This is a genomic window from Mycetocola sp. Y719 (genome assembly GCF_056713205.1).
The window spans coordinates 309,724-326,072 of sequence record NZ_JBWYGY010000002.1 but is presented as its reverse complement, the minus strand read 5'-3'; the positions used below and the strand labels follow the sequence as shown (position 1 = coordinate 326,072).

The 16,349-nt window shown below is 67.6% G+C and carries 12 protein-coding genes; 7 read left to right on the top strand and 5 right to left on the bottom strand.

The genetic code is table 11. The annotated features are described in order from the left end of the window. Nucleotides 1–5: 5 nt before the first annotated feature. From AC1M0F_RS07935 to AC1M0F_RS07925, 3 genes are all read right to left on the bottom strand, one after another. Nucleotides 6–1,724 carry a cation:proton antiporter gene (locus AC1M0F_RS07935; protein WP_480237683.1) on the bottom strand — a complete coding sequence of 573 codons (1,719 nt, stop codon included), beginning with the start codon at nucleotides 1,722–1,724 and terminating at the stop codon, nucleotides 6–8. Between the two features lie 50 nt (nucleotides 1,725–1,774). Continuing rightward, entirely contained in the window at nucleotides 1,775–2,809 is a 1,035-nt protein-coding gene (locus AC1M0F_RS07930; protein ID WP_480237682.1) for an alpha/beta hydrolase, read from the bottom strand. A 106-nt stretch (nucleotides 2,810–2,915) separates the two neighbouring features. After that, a complete protein-coding gene (locus AC1M0F_RS07925) occupies nucleotides 2,916–6,599 on the bottom strand; it encodes a multifunctional oxoglutarate decarboxylase/oxoglutarate dehydrogenase thiamine pyrophosphate-binding subunit/dihydrolipoyllysine-residue succinyltransferase subunit (RefSeq protein ID WP_480237681.1) in 3,684 nt (1,227 codons plus the stop codon). 134 nt (nucleotides 6,600–6,733) lie between these two features. Between AC1M0F_RS07925 and guaB1 the strand changes: the two genes are divergently transcribed. From guaB1 to AC1M0F_RS07910, 3 genes are all read left to right on the top strand, one after another. Further along, nucleotides 6,734–8,173 (top strand): GMP reductase, encoded by a 1,440-nt coding sequence (gene guaB1, locus AC1M0F_RS07920; protein WP_480237680.1) that lies wholly within the window; start codon nucleotides 6,734–6,736, stop codon nucleotides 8,171–8,173. Nucleotides 8,174–8,399: 226 nt separating this feature from the next. Next, nucleotides 8,400–9,716 carry a hemolysin family protein gene (locus AC1M0F_RS07915; RefSeq protein ID WP_480237679.1) on the top strand — a complete coding sequence of 439 codons (1,317 nt, stop codon included), beginning with the start codon at nucleotides 8,400–8,402 and terminating at the stop codon, nucleotides 9,714–9,716. Continuing rightward, on the top strand, nucleotides 9,709–10,758 hold the full coding sequence (locus tag AC1M0F_RS07910; RefSeq protein ID WP_480237678.1) for a hemolysin family protein: 1,050 nt from the start codon (nucleotides 9,709–9,711) through the stop codon (nucleotides 10,756–10,758). The genes AC1M0F_RS07915 and AC1M0F_RS07910 overlap by 8 nt, the downstream gene beginning before the upstream one ends. Before the next feature lie 45 nt (nucleotides 10,759–10,803). Here AC1M0F_RS07910 and AC1M0F_RS07905 read toward each other — a convergent pair whose 3' ends face one another. Further along, on the bottom strand, nucleotides 10,804–11,886 hold the full coding sequence (locus AC1M0F_RS07905) for an NADH:flavin oxidoreductase/NADH oxidase (RefSeq protein ID WP_480237677.1): 1,083 nt from the start codon (nucleotides 11,884–11,886) through the stop codon (nucleotides 10,804–10,806). Between the two features lie 2 nt (nucleotides 11,887–11,888). After that, a complete protein-coding gene (locus AC1M0F_RS07900) occupies nucleotides 11,889–12,512 on the bottom strand; it encodes an HAD family hydrolase (protein WP_480237676.1) in 624 nt (207 codons plus the stop codon). 41 nt (nucleotides 12,513–12,553) lie between these two features. On the opposite strand from AC1M0F_RS07900, the gene AC1M0F_RS07895 reads away from it, so the two are divergent. The 4 genes from AC1M0F_RS07895 to AC1M0F_RS07880 all read left to right on the top strand — a co-directional run bounded on the left by AC1M0F_RS07895 (nucleotide 12,554) and on the right by AC1M0F_RS07880 (nucleotide 16,322). Further along, nucleotides 12,554–13,405, top strand: a complete 852-nt coding sequence (locus AC1M0F_RS07895; RefSeq protein WP_480237675.1) for an ADP-dependent NAD(P)H-hydrate dehydratase — start codon at nucleotides 12,554–12,556, stop codon at nucleotides 13,403–13,405. A 115-nt stretch (nucleotides 13,406–13,520) separates the two neighbouring features. Beyond that, nucleotides 13,521–13,961, top strand: coding sequence for an FMN-binding protein (locus AC1M0F_RS07890; protein WP_480237674.1), 441 nt, complete (start codon nucleotides 13,521–13,523; stop codon nucleotides 13,959–13,961). Beyond that, nucleotides 13,951–14,832: an FAD:protein FMN transferase gene (locus AC1M0F_RS07885; RefSeq protein WP_480237673.1), complete on the top strand. Its 882-nt coding sequence runs from the start codon at nucleotides 13,951–13,953 to the stop codon at nucleotides 14,830–14,832. Before AC1M0F_RS07890 ends, AC1M0F_RS07885 begins: the two co-directional genes overlap by 11 nt. Beyond that, complete coding sequence (locus AC1M0F_RS07880) at nucleotides 14,829–16,322, top strand: ferredoxin--NADP reductase (protein WP_480237672.1); 1,494 nt, start codon at nucleotides 14,829–14,831, stop codon at nucleotides 16,320–16,322. The genes AC1M0F_RS07885 and AC1M0F_RS07880 overlap by 4 nt, the downstream gene beginning before the upstream one ends. Nucleotides 16,323–16,349 lie beyond the last annotated feature (27 nt).

The window sequence follows — 16,349 nt, the reverse complement described above, 5'->3', positions numbered from 1 at the left end:
TGCCGTCAGTGGGTCCCGGCTCCGTCGTCGAGTTGCGCGAGCCGGGACTCCTCCAGGTCGAGGATGCCCTGCGCACGCTCCATCACGCGTGAACTGTACGCCCCGGTCGCCCTGGCGTCGAGCAGTGCGCCGCGTTCGGCCTGGAGGACCCGCTGACGCAGGGTCCTATGCTGCTGGTGCGGCCCGGGACGTCCGTCGCCCGCGTCCTCGGCGAGGGACTCGCCACGCATGATGCTGTCCTCGCGCACCCGCTCGATCACCTCGGGGCCGAACTCTCCTCCGTTCGCCTCCAGCAGGTCCGGGTTGTCGAGCGTCGACATCCCCACGGCAGAGATCTCATCGATGAGTGCGGCCAGTTCGGCGCGGTCCGCGGCCGCGTCCGTGCCGACGATCCCGAGTGCCCGGATCAGGAGAGGCAGGGTTCCGCCCTGGACCAGCAGCGTCACGACGGCGACGGTGAAGGCGATCAGGACGAGCTGGGGGCGGTAAGGGATGTCCGTGGGCAGCGACTGCGCTGCGGCGAGCGTCACCACGCCGCGCATGCCCGACCAGGCCAGTACGGCGCCGCCGCGCCAGCCGAGCCCTTCTGAGGTGAGGAAATCGACGTCCGCCCGCTTGCGGGTGACCAGCAGGCGAAAGCGTGAGAGTCGCTTGCTGTCCTGGGCGGTGTCCGAGGAGTCCAGTCGGCTGAGCATGACGTCGAGGTGCTTGCCGTGGGTCTTCGCCCGCCGCTGGTCGTGGCGGAGAAGCGCGACGAGCGGCACGACGAACACGATCCGGATGAGAATGAGCACAACGGTGGCCGCCAGGCCGATTCCCACAGCGTGCCACACACCGAGGTTGTCGTCCTGGACCTGTTCGACGAGCGACTTCAGCTCGATGCCCATCAGGAGGAAGACGCCGTTCTCGAGCACGAACTGGGCCGTGCGCCAGTTGATCCGCTCAGAGATCCGGTCCTGAGCGCTGAAGAACCTCGCACTGTTGTGCCCGGTGACCAAGCCGGCAACGACGACAGCGAGCACGCCGGACGCGCCGATCTCCTCTGCGGGGATGAACGCGAGGAACGGCACCGCGAAGGAGATCGTGGTGTTGAGCACGGGGTCATGGAGCCGGGAACGGACCCAGACCGTGACCAGCCCGACGACCAGGCCGACCACGACGGCGGCGGTGACCGCGTAGAGGAAATCGCCGGCGATCTCGGCGAGTGAGACGGCCCCTGCCGTCGCCGCGATGGCGGACCTGAGCAGGACGAGGGCGGTCGCATCGTTGACGAGACCTTCGCCCTCGAGCACGGTGACCAGCCGAGGGGGCAGACCGAGCCGCTTGCCGATCGACGTCGCCGCGACGGCATCCGGTGGGCTGATCACGGCACCGAGGGCGATCGCGGCCGGGAGGCTCAGGTCGGGAAGCAACAGGTGGAGCATGGCCCCGCTCACCAGCGCCGTGACGATGACGAGGAGCACCGACAGACCGGTGATGGCTTTGAGGTTCCTGCGGAAGTCGACGAGCGGCACGTTCACGGCCGATGAGTACAGGATCGGCGGCAGAACCACAGCGAGGATCAGCTCAGGGGGGAAGTCGAAGGCAGGAACGCCGGGAAGGAAGCTCACGACGATGCCGACGACGACGAGGATGAGCGGCGCTGACACGCCGACCTTGGGTGCGAAGCGGGCAACCACCACGATAGCGAGGAGTCCGAAGAGGCCCAGAAGCGCATACTCCATAGCTCAAGACTATGACGCTGTGGGCCCGGAATTCGCCGGAGGCAGGCCGGTCAGCCGGTCCGGCTGTCGAGGAAGGCCAGGGTTTTCGTGAGGGCGGTCTGTGCTTCGACCGAATCGAGGTGGAACTGGAACTCGTGCGGCAGTGCGGGTTCGTGGCCGGCCGGCCAGAAGAGCTCAGTGACCTCGACGCCCCTGGCCTTCAGTTCCCTGCCCATCGGCACCGACTGCAGCCAGGTCAGCCGGTCACCGTTGCCGCCGCTGATGAAGGTCGGCGGGAAATCCTGAGTCACCGCGTCGATCGTCGACATCGTTGCGCCTGCAGCGGTGTCCGACCAGTCCCTGGTGCCGGTGTACCCCCACAGGGCGATCTTGAAGCCCCACGCCGTGACGCCTGTGAGGTCAGCCATGGCGCGGAGATCGTAGACACCGCAGTGCAGAATCGTGGCGACGAGCTGGTCGCGGGAGAGCGCCGGATCGATACCCATCAGGTGCGCGTAGTCCGGGTTGGTGGTGAGCGCCGCGAGCTGGCTGGCGAGCTGGGCTCCGGCGGAGTCGCCGGCGAGAACGATCGTCGCCGGATCGACGTCGAGTTCGGCGGCGTGCGCGGTGATCCAGCCGAGGATGTCATTGAGTCCGCTCACCGCGGTCGGGTACGCGGCCTCGGGGGCGAGCGGGTAGTTCAGCCCGATCGTCGTGTACCCGTGTGAAGCAAGGATCCGCAGGTACGGCCGCACGTCGGCTGAGCTGCCGGACAACCAGGCGCCTCCGTGGATCCAGATCACCGTCGGCAGCGGGCCTGTGGAGTCTGCGGGGGAGAACCGGTCGATGCTGCTGCCGCCATCGCCGGCGGGCATCCCGATGTCCTCGACGAGAGGGGTGTCCGGGACGTGCGGTTCCATCTCGTCGACGAGGTCCCGAGCGCCCGCTTCGAAGACGCCGCGGATGAGCAGGGCAGACGGCCACGGGGTGAGCGACGCGATGAGGGCAAGCAGCAGGACGACGGCCACGGACCCCGAGATGCTGGTCGCCGCGCGCGAGTATGCCGGACCGCGTCCAAACAGCGACCGTCTCTGATCTAACGTCATGCCTACCTCCGAGAACCCAGTGTTACAGAATGGCCGGCCCGGCAGGTGCCGGAAACGGAAGACGGGCGCCGGCTGATGCCGGCGCCCGTCTTCCTGAGTGCTGTTCCTAGAAGGTCAGCGCCTCAGAGAGGAGCTTCGCCTGCTCGGCCGCGTGACGCTTGGCCGAGCCGGTCGCCGGTGATGCAGCAGCGGCGCGTGACACGACGCGGACCGAACGGCTCCCGAGGTGCTTCGACGCTTCGAGAGCGATGAACGGCCAGGCGCCCTGGTTCTCCGGCTCGTCCTGAACCCAGACCAGTTCGGCATCCGGGTAGCGGGAGGTCACGGCCTTCAGCTCGGCGATCGGCAGCGGGTAGTACTGCTCGACTCGCACGAGGGCGATGGAATCGTTCGGCTTCTTGTCGAGTTCCGAACGCAGGTCCCAGTGGATCTTCCCCGCGTGGAGGAGCACCCGCTTCACCGACGACGGGTCGGTGATGCGGGCATCGTCGATCACGGGCTCGAACTTGCCGCTGGTGAAGTCCGACACCGGGCTCGATGCCCCGCGCAGGCGCAGCATCGCCTTCGGGGTGAACACCACGAGCGGGCGGCGCGGGCGGGCGTAGGCCTGCCGGCGGAGCAGGTGGAAGTACGACGCCGGAGTCGACGGCCGTGCGACGGTCATGTTGTTCTCGGCGCAGAGCTGGAGGTAACGCTCGATCCGCGCAGACGAGTGGTCCGGCCCCTGGCCTTCGTACCCGTGCGGAAGCAGCATGACGACGCTGGAGCGCTGGCCCCACTTCTGCTCGGCACTCGAGATGAACTCGTCGATGATGGTCTGGCCGCCGTTGGCGAAGTCGCCGAACTGGGCCTCCCACAGCACGAGCGCGTCAGGGCGCTCCACCGAGTAGCCGTACTCGAAGCCGAGGACCGCGTACTCCGAGAGCAGCGAGTCGTAGATCCAGAATCTGGCCTGGTTGTCTGCGAGGTTCGCGAGCGGCAGCCACTCCTGGCCGTTGATCCTGTCATGCAGGACGGCGTGGCGCTGGACGAACGTGCCGCGGCGGGAGTCCTGACCGCTGAAGCGGACGGGCGTTCCCTCGATGACGAGCGAGCCGAACGCGAGAAGCTCGCCGAACGCCCAGTCGATGGCGCCGTTGCGGCTCATCTCGAGGCGCTTCTGCAGCAGCTGCTGCAGTTTCGGGTGCACGGTGAAGCCGGCCGGCTTGTTGTTGAAGCCGTCTCCGATCAGCTGGACGACGGCCTCGGGGACGCCGGTGGTTTCCGGTTCGCCCGAGTAGCCGTCTTCGTCCTGGTCGTCGATGATGACGGGGGTGGATGCCGTCTGCGCCGCGTGGGTCTCCATGAAGGCCCGCTCGAGGCGGTCCTGGAAGTCGCGGTGCGCTGCCTCGTACTCGTCCTCGGTGATGTCACCGCGGCCGACGAGAGCCTCGGTGTAGAGCTTGCGCACGCTGCGCTTCTGCTCGATGAGGTTGTACATCAGCGGCTGCGTCATCGACGGGTCGTCGCCCTCGTTGTGACCGCGGCGACGGTAGCAGATGAGGTCGATGACGACATCCTTCTTGAATTCCTGACGGAACTGCAGTGCCAGCTCGGCGACGCGCACGACCGATTCGGGGTCGTCGCCGTTGACGTGCCAGATCGGAGCCTGGATCGTCTTGGCCACATCGGTGGAGTACACCGAGGTGCGACCTTCGCCTGGGGGAGTGGTGAAGCCGACCTGGTTGTTCACGACGATGTGGATCGTTCCGCCGGTGCGGTAGCCGCGCAGCTGGGACAGCTGCATGGTCTCGAGCACCACACCCTGGCCGGCCATGGCCGCGTCACCGTGGACGAGGATCGGCAGGGTCGAATACGTCCCGATCGGCTGGCGGTCCTGCTTGGCACGGACGATGCCCTCGAGGACCCCGTCGACGGCTTCCAGATGGGAAGGGTTGGCCGCGAGGTAGACCGGGAGCTCCGAGCCGTCAGTGGCCCGGAAAGTCCCCTCAGTGCCGAGGTGGTACTTGACGTCACCGGAGCCGGAGTTCTTGGAGTTGTTCGTTCCCTCGAACTCCTGGAAGATCTGCCCGTAGGTCTTGCCGGCGATGTTGGTGAGAACGTTGAGCCGGCCGCGGTGGGCCATGCCGATCGCGACGCCGTCGAGACCGGACTCGGCAGCACCCTGGAGGATGGTGTCGAGCAGCGCGATGGTCGACTCGCCGCCCTCGAGGCTGAACCGCTTCTGGCCGACGTACTTCGTCTGCAGGAACGTCTCGAACGCTTCGGCTTCGTTGAGCTTGCCGAGGATGCGCATCTGCTCGTCATGACGCGGCTTGGCGTACGGCCGCTCCACCTTTTCCTGGATCCACTTGCGCTGACCTGGGTCCTGGATGTGCATGTACTCGAGCCCGATGGTGCGGCAGTACGAGTCGCGCAGGAGGCCGAGGATGTCGCGGAGCTTGGACTGGCGCTTGTCGCCGAAACCTCCGGTGACGAACTCGCGGTCGAGATCCCAGAAGGTGAGGCCGTGGTTGAGGATGTCGAGGTCGGGGTGCGAACGCTGCACGTACTCGAGCGGGTCAACATCGGCCATCAGGTGGCCGCGGACACGGAACGAGTTGATCAGTTCCTGCACCCGCGCGGTCTTGTTGACGGTGTCGCTGAGGTCGACCGAGATGTCCGGTGCCCAGTGGATCGGGTCGTAGGGGATCCGCAGCGCGGCGAAGATGTCCTGGTAGAACGTCTTCGACCCGATGAGGTTCTCGTGGACCTTCTTGAGGAACTCGCCCGAACCAGCGCCCTGGATGACGCGGTGGTCGTATGTCGAGGTGAGCGTGATCGTCTTGCCGATGGCCAGCTCGACGAGCGTGTGCTCGCTCGCACCCTGGAACTCGGCCGGGTAGTCGAGGGCCCCTGCACCGATGATGCAGCCCTGGCCCTTCATCAGGCGGGGAACCGAGTGCTCGGTGCCGATTCCGCCCGGGTTGGTCAGCGACACCGAAGCGCCCTTGAAGTCGTCTGCGGTGAGCTTGTTGCTGCGCGCCCGGGTGACGAGGTCCTCGTACGCCGCGAGGTATTCGCTGAAGGTCAGCGTCTCGGCGTGCTTGATCGCCGGAACGAGAAGAGCACGGGTGCCGTCAGGCTTCGGGATGTCGATCGCGATGCCGAGTCCGATGTGCGCGGGGGAGACCACGCTGGGCTTGCCGTCGACGACGTCGTAGAAGACGTTCTGGCTCGGGAACTCTTTGAGCGCCTGGATGAGTGCCCAGCCGATGAGGTGCGTGAAGCTGACCTTGCCGCCGCGGGCACGTTTGAGGTGATTGTTGATGACGATGCGGTTGTCGATCATCAGCTTCGCGGGGATCGTCCGAACGCTCGTCGCCGTCGGGACGGTCAGACTGGCATCCATGTTCGTCGCGAGCGACTTCGCCATACCTCGCAGTGGTGCGACCGTATCGACCGGTTCGGCGGTGTCGGCCGATGTCTCCGCCTGAGTCGGTTTCGCCGGTGCCTTGCGCGGGGCATCGGCGGGAATCGGAGCGGCCTTCGGCTGGACCGACGTCGTCTTCGCGACCGGCTGTGAGCCGATCACGGGGATCGGGGCAGTGATGGGATGAGCCGGGATCTCACCGGTCGACTTGTCGCCCTTGACAGGTTGATAGCTCTCGAGGATCGGCCACCAGGACTTATCCACCGAGTTCTTGTCGACGATGTACTGCTCGTACATTTCGTCGACGAGCCATTCATTGGCTCCGAATTCTCCCGACGAACCGTCGTCAGTTCCCACTCCGGTCAACTGGCTTGACACCGCCAGACCACCACTCTCTTACGTCGATGTGAGTACGACAACGACATCCGTGGGAAGCGTTGCCAGATCCGTGTTCAAGCCTAATCCCTTAAGCGGAAGCTGCGGCCCGCTTGCGTGATGGGTAGCGTGGTCGTATGGAGTTCTACGGAGACGCACCGACTTTCGATCTCACATACTCGGACGTGTTCCTCGTCCCGTCCCGATCGGGTGTGTCGAGCCGCCTCGACGTGTCGCTCGCGCCGGGGGACGGCACAGGGGCGAAGCTCCCGATCGTGTCGGCCAACATGAACTCGGTCACCGGCCCGCGGCTCGCCGCGACGCTCGCCAGGCGCGGAGGACTCGGGGTCCTTCCCCAGGACATGCCGCTGCAGCGACTGGATGCCGCAATCCGCTGGGTGAAGGAGCGTCCGGTCGAATTCGACATCCCGATCGAACTGGGCAGGGAAGCCACGGTGGCAGAGGCGCTCTCCCTCCTCCCCGCTCTGGCCGGCCACGGCATCGTTATCACGGAGGCCGACGGCGGATACGCCGGGTGTCTCCACGCCACGGACCTGGAGCACGCCCTCCCCGACGCCAGGCTGGGCGATCTGCTGCACGGGTCCCTCGCTTCGATCGACGCCGAAGACGTCACCGACCCGCGTGCCGCATTCGACCTGCTCGTCGCCGCCGACCTCGATTTCGCCCCCGTGCTCCGCCACGGGAAGCTCGTCGGCACGCTGAGCCGCACATCTGCGCTCCGTTCGACGCTCTACTCGCCGTCCGTCGACGCATCCGGCCGCCTGCTCGTGGCCGCCGCCATCGGCATCAACGGCGATGTCGCGTCCAAGGCCCGCGCGCTCGCCGCTGCCGGGGTCGACACCCTCGTCATCGACACGGCGCACGGACACCAGGAGGGGATGCTGCGCGCACTCGCAACGGTGAAGGGGCTCGGGCTCGGGATTCCACTCGTCGCAGGCAACGTCGTAACGGCAAGCGGCGTCTCCGACCTCGTCGCCGCCGGCGCCGACATCGTCAAGGTGGGCGTCGGCCCTGGAGCCATGTGCACCACTCGCATGATGACCGCGGTCGGGCGCCCGCAGTTCTCGGCCGTGCTCGAGACCGCAGAGACCGCGCGCGACCTCGGTGCCCACGTCTGGGCGGACGGCGGCGTGCGCTACCCGCGCGACGTCGCACTCGCACTCGCCGCAGGGGCCGCGTCTGTGATGATCGGCTCCTGGTTCGCGGGGACGGTCGAAGCCCCCGGCATCCTGAAGACGGATGCGTCCGGCCGGCTGTTCAAGGAGAGCTGGGGCATGGCGTCCACGAAGGCGGTGCAGGAACGTTTCGGCAGGCTCGACCCCTACGAGCTCGCGAGGAAGACACTGTTCGCCGAGGGGATCTCGTCGTCGAAGATCTACCTCGACCCCGCCCGTCCGTCGCTCGAGGACCTTCTCGACATGATCATCTCGGGGGTGCGGTCGTCGTTCACCTACGCCGGCGCGGCGTCGCTCGCCGAGTTCAGGGAGCGAGCACTCGTCGGCCTGCAGTCGGCATCCGGCTACGAAGAGGGCAAGGCGCTGCCGGTGTCCTGGTAACGGTCGCGCTGCACCGCCCCTGCTTCGCGCGGGTCTTTCGGCCCCGCGCGGGTGTTTTTCCACCCGCGCGAAGCCGATTCACCCGCGTGAACGCGGTGCCCGGCGCCCGCCCGTGCAGCGAACCCCCACTCGGTGCTGCGTATAATTGACCGCACAATGGACGACCCCCCTCCTGCCAGTTCGCCCGAAGCCCATCAACCCGTCTCGCCTGTGCGGGAGTTGACCCATGTTTGAGTGGATCCTCCTCGGTGTCGGCCTGGCGCTGACTGTCGGCACCGGCCTCTTCGTCGCCAGCGAGTTCGCTCTCGTCAACCTCGACCGATCCGAACTCGAAGCCCGACAGGCGAAGGGGGAGACCAGGCTCGGCATGACCATCGCCGCGCTGAAGATCACCTCGACGCACCTGTCGAGCGCCCAGCTCGGCATCACGCTGACCACCCTGCTCACCGGTTACACGATGGAGCCGGCCATCTCCACGCTCCTCACCCCGCCGCTCACGGCTCTCGGGATCCCCGAGGGAGCGGTCACACCGATCGCCGTGACCGTCGCGATCACCGTGGCCACCCTGCTGTCGATGATCATCGGCGAGCTGGTTCCGAAGAACTTCGCCCTCGCGCTCCCTGTGCAGACCGCGAAACTCGTCATCCCGTTCCAGACCGTGTTCACGACGGTGTTCAAGCCCGCGATCGTCGTCCTCAACGGCAGCGCCAACGGCATCCTGCGTTCGATGGGCATCGAGCCGAAGGAAGAGCTGTCCGGCGCCCGCACCGCAGAGGAGCTGTCCAGCCTCGTCCGACGTAGCGCTGGAGCAGGAACGCTGGAGAGCGACACCGCGACCCTGCTCAACCGGACCCTCCAGTTCGCGAACCACACGGCGGACGACGTCATGACGCCGCGGCCACGAGTCGAGTCCGTCCGCCGCAACGAATCCGCGCAGGTCGTCGTCGACCGTGCCCGCACAACGGGTTACTCGCGTTTCCCGGTGATCGACGAGGACGCGGATGACGTCGTCGGTCTCGTCCACGTCAAGCAGGCCATCGCGGTCCCCCGTAACAGGCGGGCGGATGTTCCGGTCTCGGCCCTGCAGTACGACATCGTCCGCGTGCCTGAGACCATGCGGCTCGACGCGCTCCTCGAGGAACTGAGGGGCCGGGGCTACCAGATGGCCGTCGTCGTCGACGAATACGGCGGAACCGCAGGCATCGTCACCCTCGAGGACCTCGTCGAGGAACTCGTCGGTGAGGTCGCAGACGAGCACGACCGCACCCGCGCCGGTGTCGTGAAGACGCTGGGCTCGATCGCATTCCCCGGAAGCCTGCGCCCGGATGAACTGCTGGAACGCACGGCGATCACCGTGCCTGAGGACGGACCGTACGAGACCGTCGCCGGCTTCGTGATGAGCGAACTCGGTCGACTTCCGCTGATCGGCGACGAGGTGTCGATCGACTCGGGCACGTTGCGCGTCGAACGCCTCGACGGTCGCAGGATCGACCGCATCCGCTTCACCCCCCACCCCGCCGAGGAGGGCGAAGACGATGAGTGATTGGGCAGGAATCGCCTGGCTGTTCGTGCTGCTCGCCGGCAATGCGTTCTTCGTCGGCGCCGAGTTCGCGGTGATCTCGGCCAAGCGGTCGCAGATCGAGCCGCTCGCCGAGCAGGGCAAGCGGAGCGCCATCACTGCGCTCTGGGCCATGGAGCACGCCACCCTCATGCTGGCGACCAGCCAGCTGGGCATCACGGTGTGCTCGCTGCTCATCCTCAACGTGTCCGAGCCGGCCATTCACCACCTCCTCGAGGTGCCGTTGCAGGTCACCGGCCTGCCGGAGGAAGCGGTCGGCACGATCGCGTTCATCATCACGCTGCTGCTCGTGTCGTATCTCCACGTCGTCTTCGGTGAGATGGTGCCGAAGAACCTGTCGTTCTCGCTGCCTGACCGGGCGGTGCTGCTGCTCGCCCCTCCTCTCGTCTTCGTCGCGCGCGTCTTCAAGCCGGTGATCTGGTCGCTCAACGCGGTCGCGAACGCGGTTCTGAGACTGTTCGGGGTCGAACCGAAGGACGAGGCCACGTCGACGTTCACCCTCGACGAAGTCGCGAACATCGTCAACCAGTCCACGAAGGAGGGTCTGCTGCTCGATTCGACCGGCGCCCTTCTCGCGGCGTTCGAGTTCACGAACAAGACCGTGATCGACGTCGCGATCCCGGTGGACAAGCTCGTCACGCTGCCGGCGGACACCACGCCTGCGCAGGTCGAGCGTGCCGTCGCCAAGCACGGGTTCTCGCGATACGTCGTCGTCGACGCCGACGGCCTGCCGAGCGGCTACCTGCACCTCAAGGACATCCTGCGGCTCGAGTCGACCGCCGAGGCCGGCGATGAGGACAAGCCGGTGCCAGCGAAGCGTATCCGTCAGCTCGTGTCGATCTTCCAGGACACCGACCTCGAGGACGCCCTCGCCATCATGCGCCGCTCCGGGGCGCACCTGGCGCGCGCGTTCAACACCGAGGGGGAGACCACCGGTGTGCTGTTCCTCGAGGACATCATCGAGGAACTGGTCGGCGAAGTTCAGGATGCCACGCAGCGCCGCTGAGCACGACGGCGTGTCCCGTCCGCGACGCGGACGGGACACGCCGGCTCAGGCCGTGTCGCGGTAGGGCGCCCGACGGTACTGCCCCGGCGTGGGGTCCTGGGCCTCCAGCAGCGCGGCAGCGCGGAGGGCGAAGTGCGGGTCGCGAAGCGCCTCCCGCGCGATCATGACCGCGTCGGCGCGACCCGAACGGACGATGTCCTCGGCCTCGAGCGGGTCCGTGATGAGCCCGACCGCCGAGACCCTCACCTGGGCGTTGTCCTTGACGGACGAGGCGAACGGCACCTGGTAGCCGGGTGAGAGCGGGATCTGCGCTCCGGCGACCGCGCCGCCGGTGGAGATGTCGAAGAAGTCGACGCCGGCATCCTCCGCCCAGCCGGCGACCGTGGCCGTGTCGACCTCGTTCCAACCCCCCTCGACCCAGTCGGTCGCCGAGAACCGGACCATGAGAACCGTCTCGCCGATGACGGCACGCACGGCCTCGATCACGCGGAGGAGAAAGCGGGCCCGGTTCTCCAGTGACCCGCCGTAGGCGTCGGTGCGCGTGTTGACGAGCGGCGTGAGGAACTGGTGCAGCAGGTAGCCGTGGGCCGCGTGCAGTTCGATCACGTCGAATCCGGCGTTCACCGCGCGGGTCGCTGCCACGGCGAACGCCGCCACGATCTCATCGATCCCGGCCTCGTCGAGGGCGATAGGAGCGGCGAAGTCGCCGAACGCCGCGTCGGTGGGTCCGACGGTCTGCCAGCCCCCGTCCGACACCGGCACGCTGCCGCGCCTGTCGGTGCCCCACGGGGCGAACGTCGAAGCCTTCCGACCGGCGTGGGCGAGCTGGATGCCGGCCGCTGAGCCCTGGCCGCGGATGAAACGGACGACGCGTTCCCACGCCGCCGCCTGCTCGTCGTTCCAGATCCCGGTGTCCTGCGGTGAGATGCGGCCGTCAGGGGTGACCGCCGTCGCCTCAGCGAAGATCAGCCCGGCGCCGCCGATGGCGAACTGGCCGAGGTGGACGAGCTGCCAGTCGGTGGGGATGCCGTCTTCCGCCTCGACGGAGTACTGGCACATCGGGGAGATCCAGAGGCGGTTGCGCAGCGTCAGGGCGCGCAAGGTCAACGGTTCGAAGAGGGCGGACATTGTTACTCCTGGTCGGCGTGCGTTGTGAGGAAGGCGCGGAGCCCGGCGGCATCCGTGAACACGTGCCCGGTGACGCCGAGCGCCTCGGCACCCTCGACGTTGGTGGCTTTGTTGTCGATGAAGATGAGCTGGTCGGGGGTGACGCCGAGTTCGGCAGCGACCTCGAGATAGATGTCGGCGGACGGTTTGAGCTTGCCCATCTCGGCGCTCACGAACATGCGCTCGAAGAACCGGGCCATGGGGCCGCCGCGCAGGTAACCGCCGTACTCCTCGGCCGCGTTCGAGAGCAGAGCCACGCGCGTGCCTCCGTCGTGGAGTTCGGCGATGATGTCGAAGACCTGCGTATCGATCGACAGCCAGCTGCGGTAGTCGGTGATCCAGAGCTGGTGGATGTGCGAATCGGACCAGTCGGTTCCGAGGTCGTCTGCGATCCGTCTCCAGTAGTCGTGGGTGGACAGGCGCCCATGATCGAGGGCGTCCCTGTGCCTCCAGTACGCCGGCCAGAATGGCTCGGCGTCGACCCCTGCGGCATGTTCGACGGCGGTGCGGTCCGCATCGCTCGGCGACCGCGAGATGACTTCCCCGTAGTCGAACACGACTACACGCCCTGGGATCCGAATCGCCATGAATACCGCCCTCCTGCCAGAATTCAACCTATCGTGAAGGGATGGAGAATCTTCCCGGAGCACACCGGATGCCGTGGGGCGAGCGAGATGCGGCAGCGTGCATCGCGGTTCCGACAGTTGCCAGCGACAAATACAGCCGCGGCGTCCTCGGCGTCGTCACCGGTTCGAGCGCATTCCCCGGTGCTGCCGTTCTCGGTGTCGAGGCCGCGGCGAGGACCGGACTCGGCATGATCAGGTACCTCGGCGATGCCACAGAAGCGGTCATCGCCAGACGCCCCGAGGTGGTGTCCGCTCCGGGGCGCGTTCAGGCCTGGCTGATCGGTTCTGGCACCGACTCACAGGACCTCGGGCTGCTCGGCGCGCTGTTCTCGGACGCCCTGGCGTCGAGCCAGCCCGTCGTCGCCGATGCCGGGGCGCTCGAGAGTGTCGCGCTCGCTCCGCGCCCAGGGGTGATCGTCACACCGCACTACCGCGAATTGTCGAGGATGCTGGCCGCTGCGGGGACGACCGTGGACGTGGCTGACATCGCTGCGGCGCCCGACCGCTGGGCGGCGCGGGCGGCACGTCAGCTGGGCGTCACGGTGCTGCTCAAAGGCTCGACCACGTGGGTCGCAGAACCGGACGGCCAGGTGCTCTCCGTGTCGATCGCCCCTCCATGGACGGCGACGGCGGGCTCGGGAGACGTGCTGGGCGGAATCCTCGGTGCGCTCCTCGCCACGCACACCGATGCGGCGGCGGAGCCCGGCATGACCGCGCGGCTCGCCGCAAGCGCTGCGGTGATCCACGGGCTGGCGGCCTCGATCGCGTCGCGCGGAGGGCCGATCGTCGCGCTCGACATCGCCGAGCGGGTTCCGGATGCCGTCAGGCGGCTTCTCAGCGCCGAACCGGCGTGACCCTGGTTTCACAGGCTCCTCACAGCCGCCGCAACGAAGAGCTTGTGACACACGGGTTAGCGTTGCCAACGGCAGCCGTTGAGACGGTGCTCAGTCACCGGGAAGAGGACAGGCAATGCAGATTCGAACGAGACAGAACGTTGCGGCGGCACTCGCCGGTATCGCCATGATCGGTGGACTGGCCGGATGCGCCACCTCCGGATCCTCGGGCGAGGAGCCGTCGGGGTCGACGGACGCCGGACAGGAGCCGACGACGACCACCGACTACGCGGACGGCGAATACACGGCGACAGGGAACTACCAGTCCCCGGGCGGAGAGGAATCGGTCACCGTCACCCTCAGCCTCGAGGACAACACGATCTCCGACCTGGAGGTGACCGGTTCAGGCGGCACCCCGAACGCGAAGAAATTCCAGGGTGAGTTCATCGGCGGCATCGACGAGCTCGCCGTCGGCAAGAACATCGACGAGCTCAACGTGTCGAAGGTCGCGGGCTCGTCGCTCACCAGCGGCGGCTTCAACGACGCGATCGAGCAGATCAGGGAAGATGCCAGCTGAGACGGCCAGGACGGCGGTTCCGATGGTCTTCGAGGCCATCGGAACCCGCTGGCAGATCGACTCGGCTGAACCGATCGGGCAGGGTCTCTCCTCCGACATCCTGGACCGCATCGCCGCCTTCGACCTGACCTGGTCGCGGTTCCGCTCCGATTCGGCGGTGGCGCAGATCGCCGCGTCTCCCGGGGCACGGGACCTCGGCTCCGACGCGCCGCCGCTCTTCGCTCTCTACGAGCGTCTCAGCCGTGCGACGGCCGGCGCCGTGTCTCCGTTCGTGGGCGACGCACTCAACCGGCTCGGCTACGACGCGGCCTATTCGCTGCGCGCCTCGGACGGACCGCGCACAGGTGCGCCCGTCTGGGATGACATCGCCAGCCTCGACGGCACGGTGCTGCACACGACCAGCGCCGTCACCATCGACATCGGCGCTGTCGGGAAGGGCTACCTGGTCGACCTCGTCGCCGGCCTTCTTCACGCGGCGGGTCACTCGGCGTTCACCGTCGACGCGTCAGGGGACATCGCGCACAGGGGCGCCCCGATCCGGGTCGCCCTCGAGCATCCGTTCGACGCGACACGGGCCGTCGGCGTCGTCACCCTCACCGACGGAGCGCTCTGCGCATCGGCCACGAACCGCCGGGCGTGGGGGAACGGACTTCACCACGTGATCGACGGACGGACGGGGTCGCCGGTGGACACGGTCGTCGCAACCTGGGCTCTCGCCGACGACACCGCGGTCGCCGACGGGGTCGCCACCGCACTCTTCTTCGCCGCACCGGCGGAGCTCGCAGCCACGTTCGGCGCCGAGGGCGTCCGGATCTTCACCGACGGGCGCATCGAGCGATCGCCCGGTTTCCCCGGGGAGCTCTTCCGATGAAACGCCGTTTCGACATCGCGATCGGCCGGGTGACGATGTACCGGCTGGTCAGCGTCTGGCTGGGGATCCTCGTCGTCGTCAGCCTGGTCCTGTCCGCGACAGGGGTGCTCTTCTTCACCCCTCTCGAGCTCTTCGCCGGACTCGCCGTCGCCGTCGGCGTGAGCGTGATCTCGAACCGGCTCGTCGCGCCGCTGTTCCGGGTGACGGCCCACACCGAATCGGCGATCATCACCGGACTGCTGCTGTTCTTCATCTTCCGGCCGAGCCTCGAACCCCTCGAGCTCCTCGCCACCGCCGTCGCCGCCCTCGTGGCGACCGCGTCCAAATATGTCGTGGCAGTGCGGGGCAGACACCTGTTCAACCCGGCGGCCTTCGGCACCGTTCTCGTCGGCGTCACCGGGCTCGGCGTGTCGTACTGGTGGGTGGGCAGTACCGCCATGCTCCCGGCGGTGGCGATCGCCGCATTCTTCGTGCTCTACCGCACGCGGCGCTTCGCACTGGCCGGTGTGTTCGTCCTCGTCAGCGTCGCCGTGATCGTGTCCCAGCTCCTGGGGAACGGGATGTCGCTCGGCGCAGCCCTCGCGACACCGTTCACCTCGTATCCCGTCGTCTTCTTCGCCGCGTTCATGCTGACCGAACCGCTCACGCTCCCACCGAGGCGGTGGCAGCAGCTCGCCGAGGCCGTCGTCGTCGGTGTGCTGTTCGCCATCCCGTACGCCATCGGCCCGCTCTTCGCCACACCCGAGCTCGCCCTCGTCGTCGGGAATCTGCTCGCCTTCCTCGCCGGCCAGCGCCGCGGCATCCGCCTGGTCCTCGAATCGCGCACCCGGCTGACACCGTCGGCCGTGGAGTTGCGGTTCCGTCCGTCGGCGGAACTCCGGTTCACCGCAGGCCAGTACCTCGAGCTCTCCGTCCCGCACCGCGGTGCCGACTCGAGGGGAGACCGCCGGATGTTCAGCATCGTGACGGCACCGGTCGACAGGACGGTGGCGATCGCGTACAGGGAGAATGACCCCGGGAGTTCGTTCAAGACCGCCCTCGGCCGGATCGAACCGGGGGCGAGCATCAGGGCTACAGGGATCTGGGGTGACTTCACCCTGCCACGGGATGCGGCGACACCGCTGGTCCTCGTCGCCGCGGGGATCGGGATCACCCCATTCCTCAGCCAGTTGTCCGACCTGGGCAGGCGCAGCGAACGACGGGACCTCGTGCTCGTCTACGCGGTCGCGGGACCAACGGAGATCGCATATCGGACGGAACTCGAACTGCTCGGCGTGCCGGTCTTCGTGGCCTCCCAGGAGCCCCCACGCGACCTCCCTGCCGGCTGGACCTGGCTCGGCCCCGGACGGCTGACGGCTGAACGGCTCACCGAGGCCATCCCCGACCTGCGTGAGCGGACCGCGTTGATCTCCGGTCCGCCCGGCCTGGTCGACACCCTGCGGCCCGTGCTCGGCCGCCGGGCGAAGACAGACTACTTCTCGGGCTACTGACCTGGGCCTCCGGCGCACCCGCCTAGG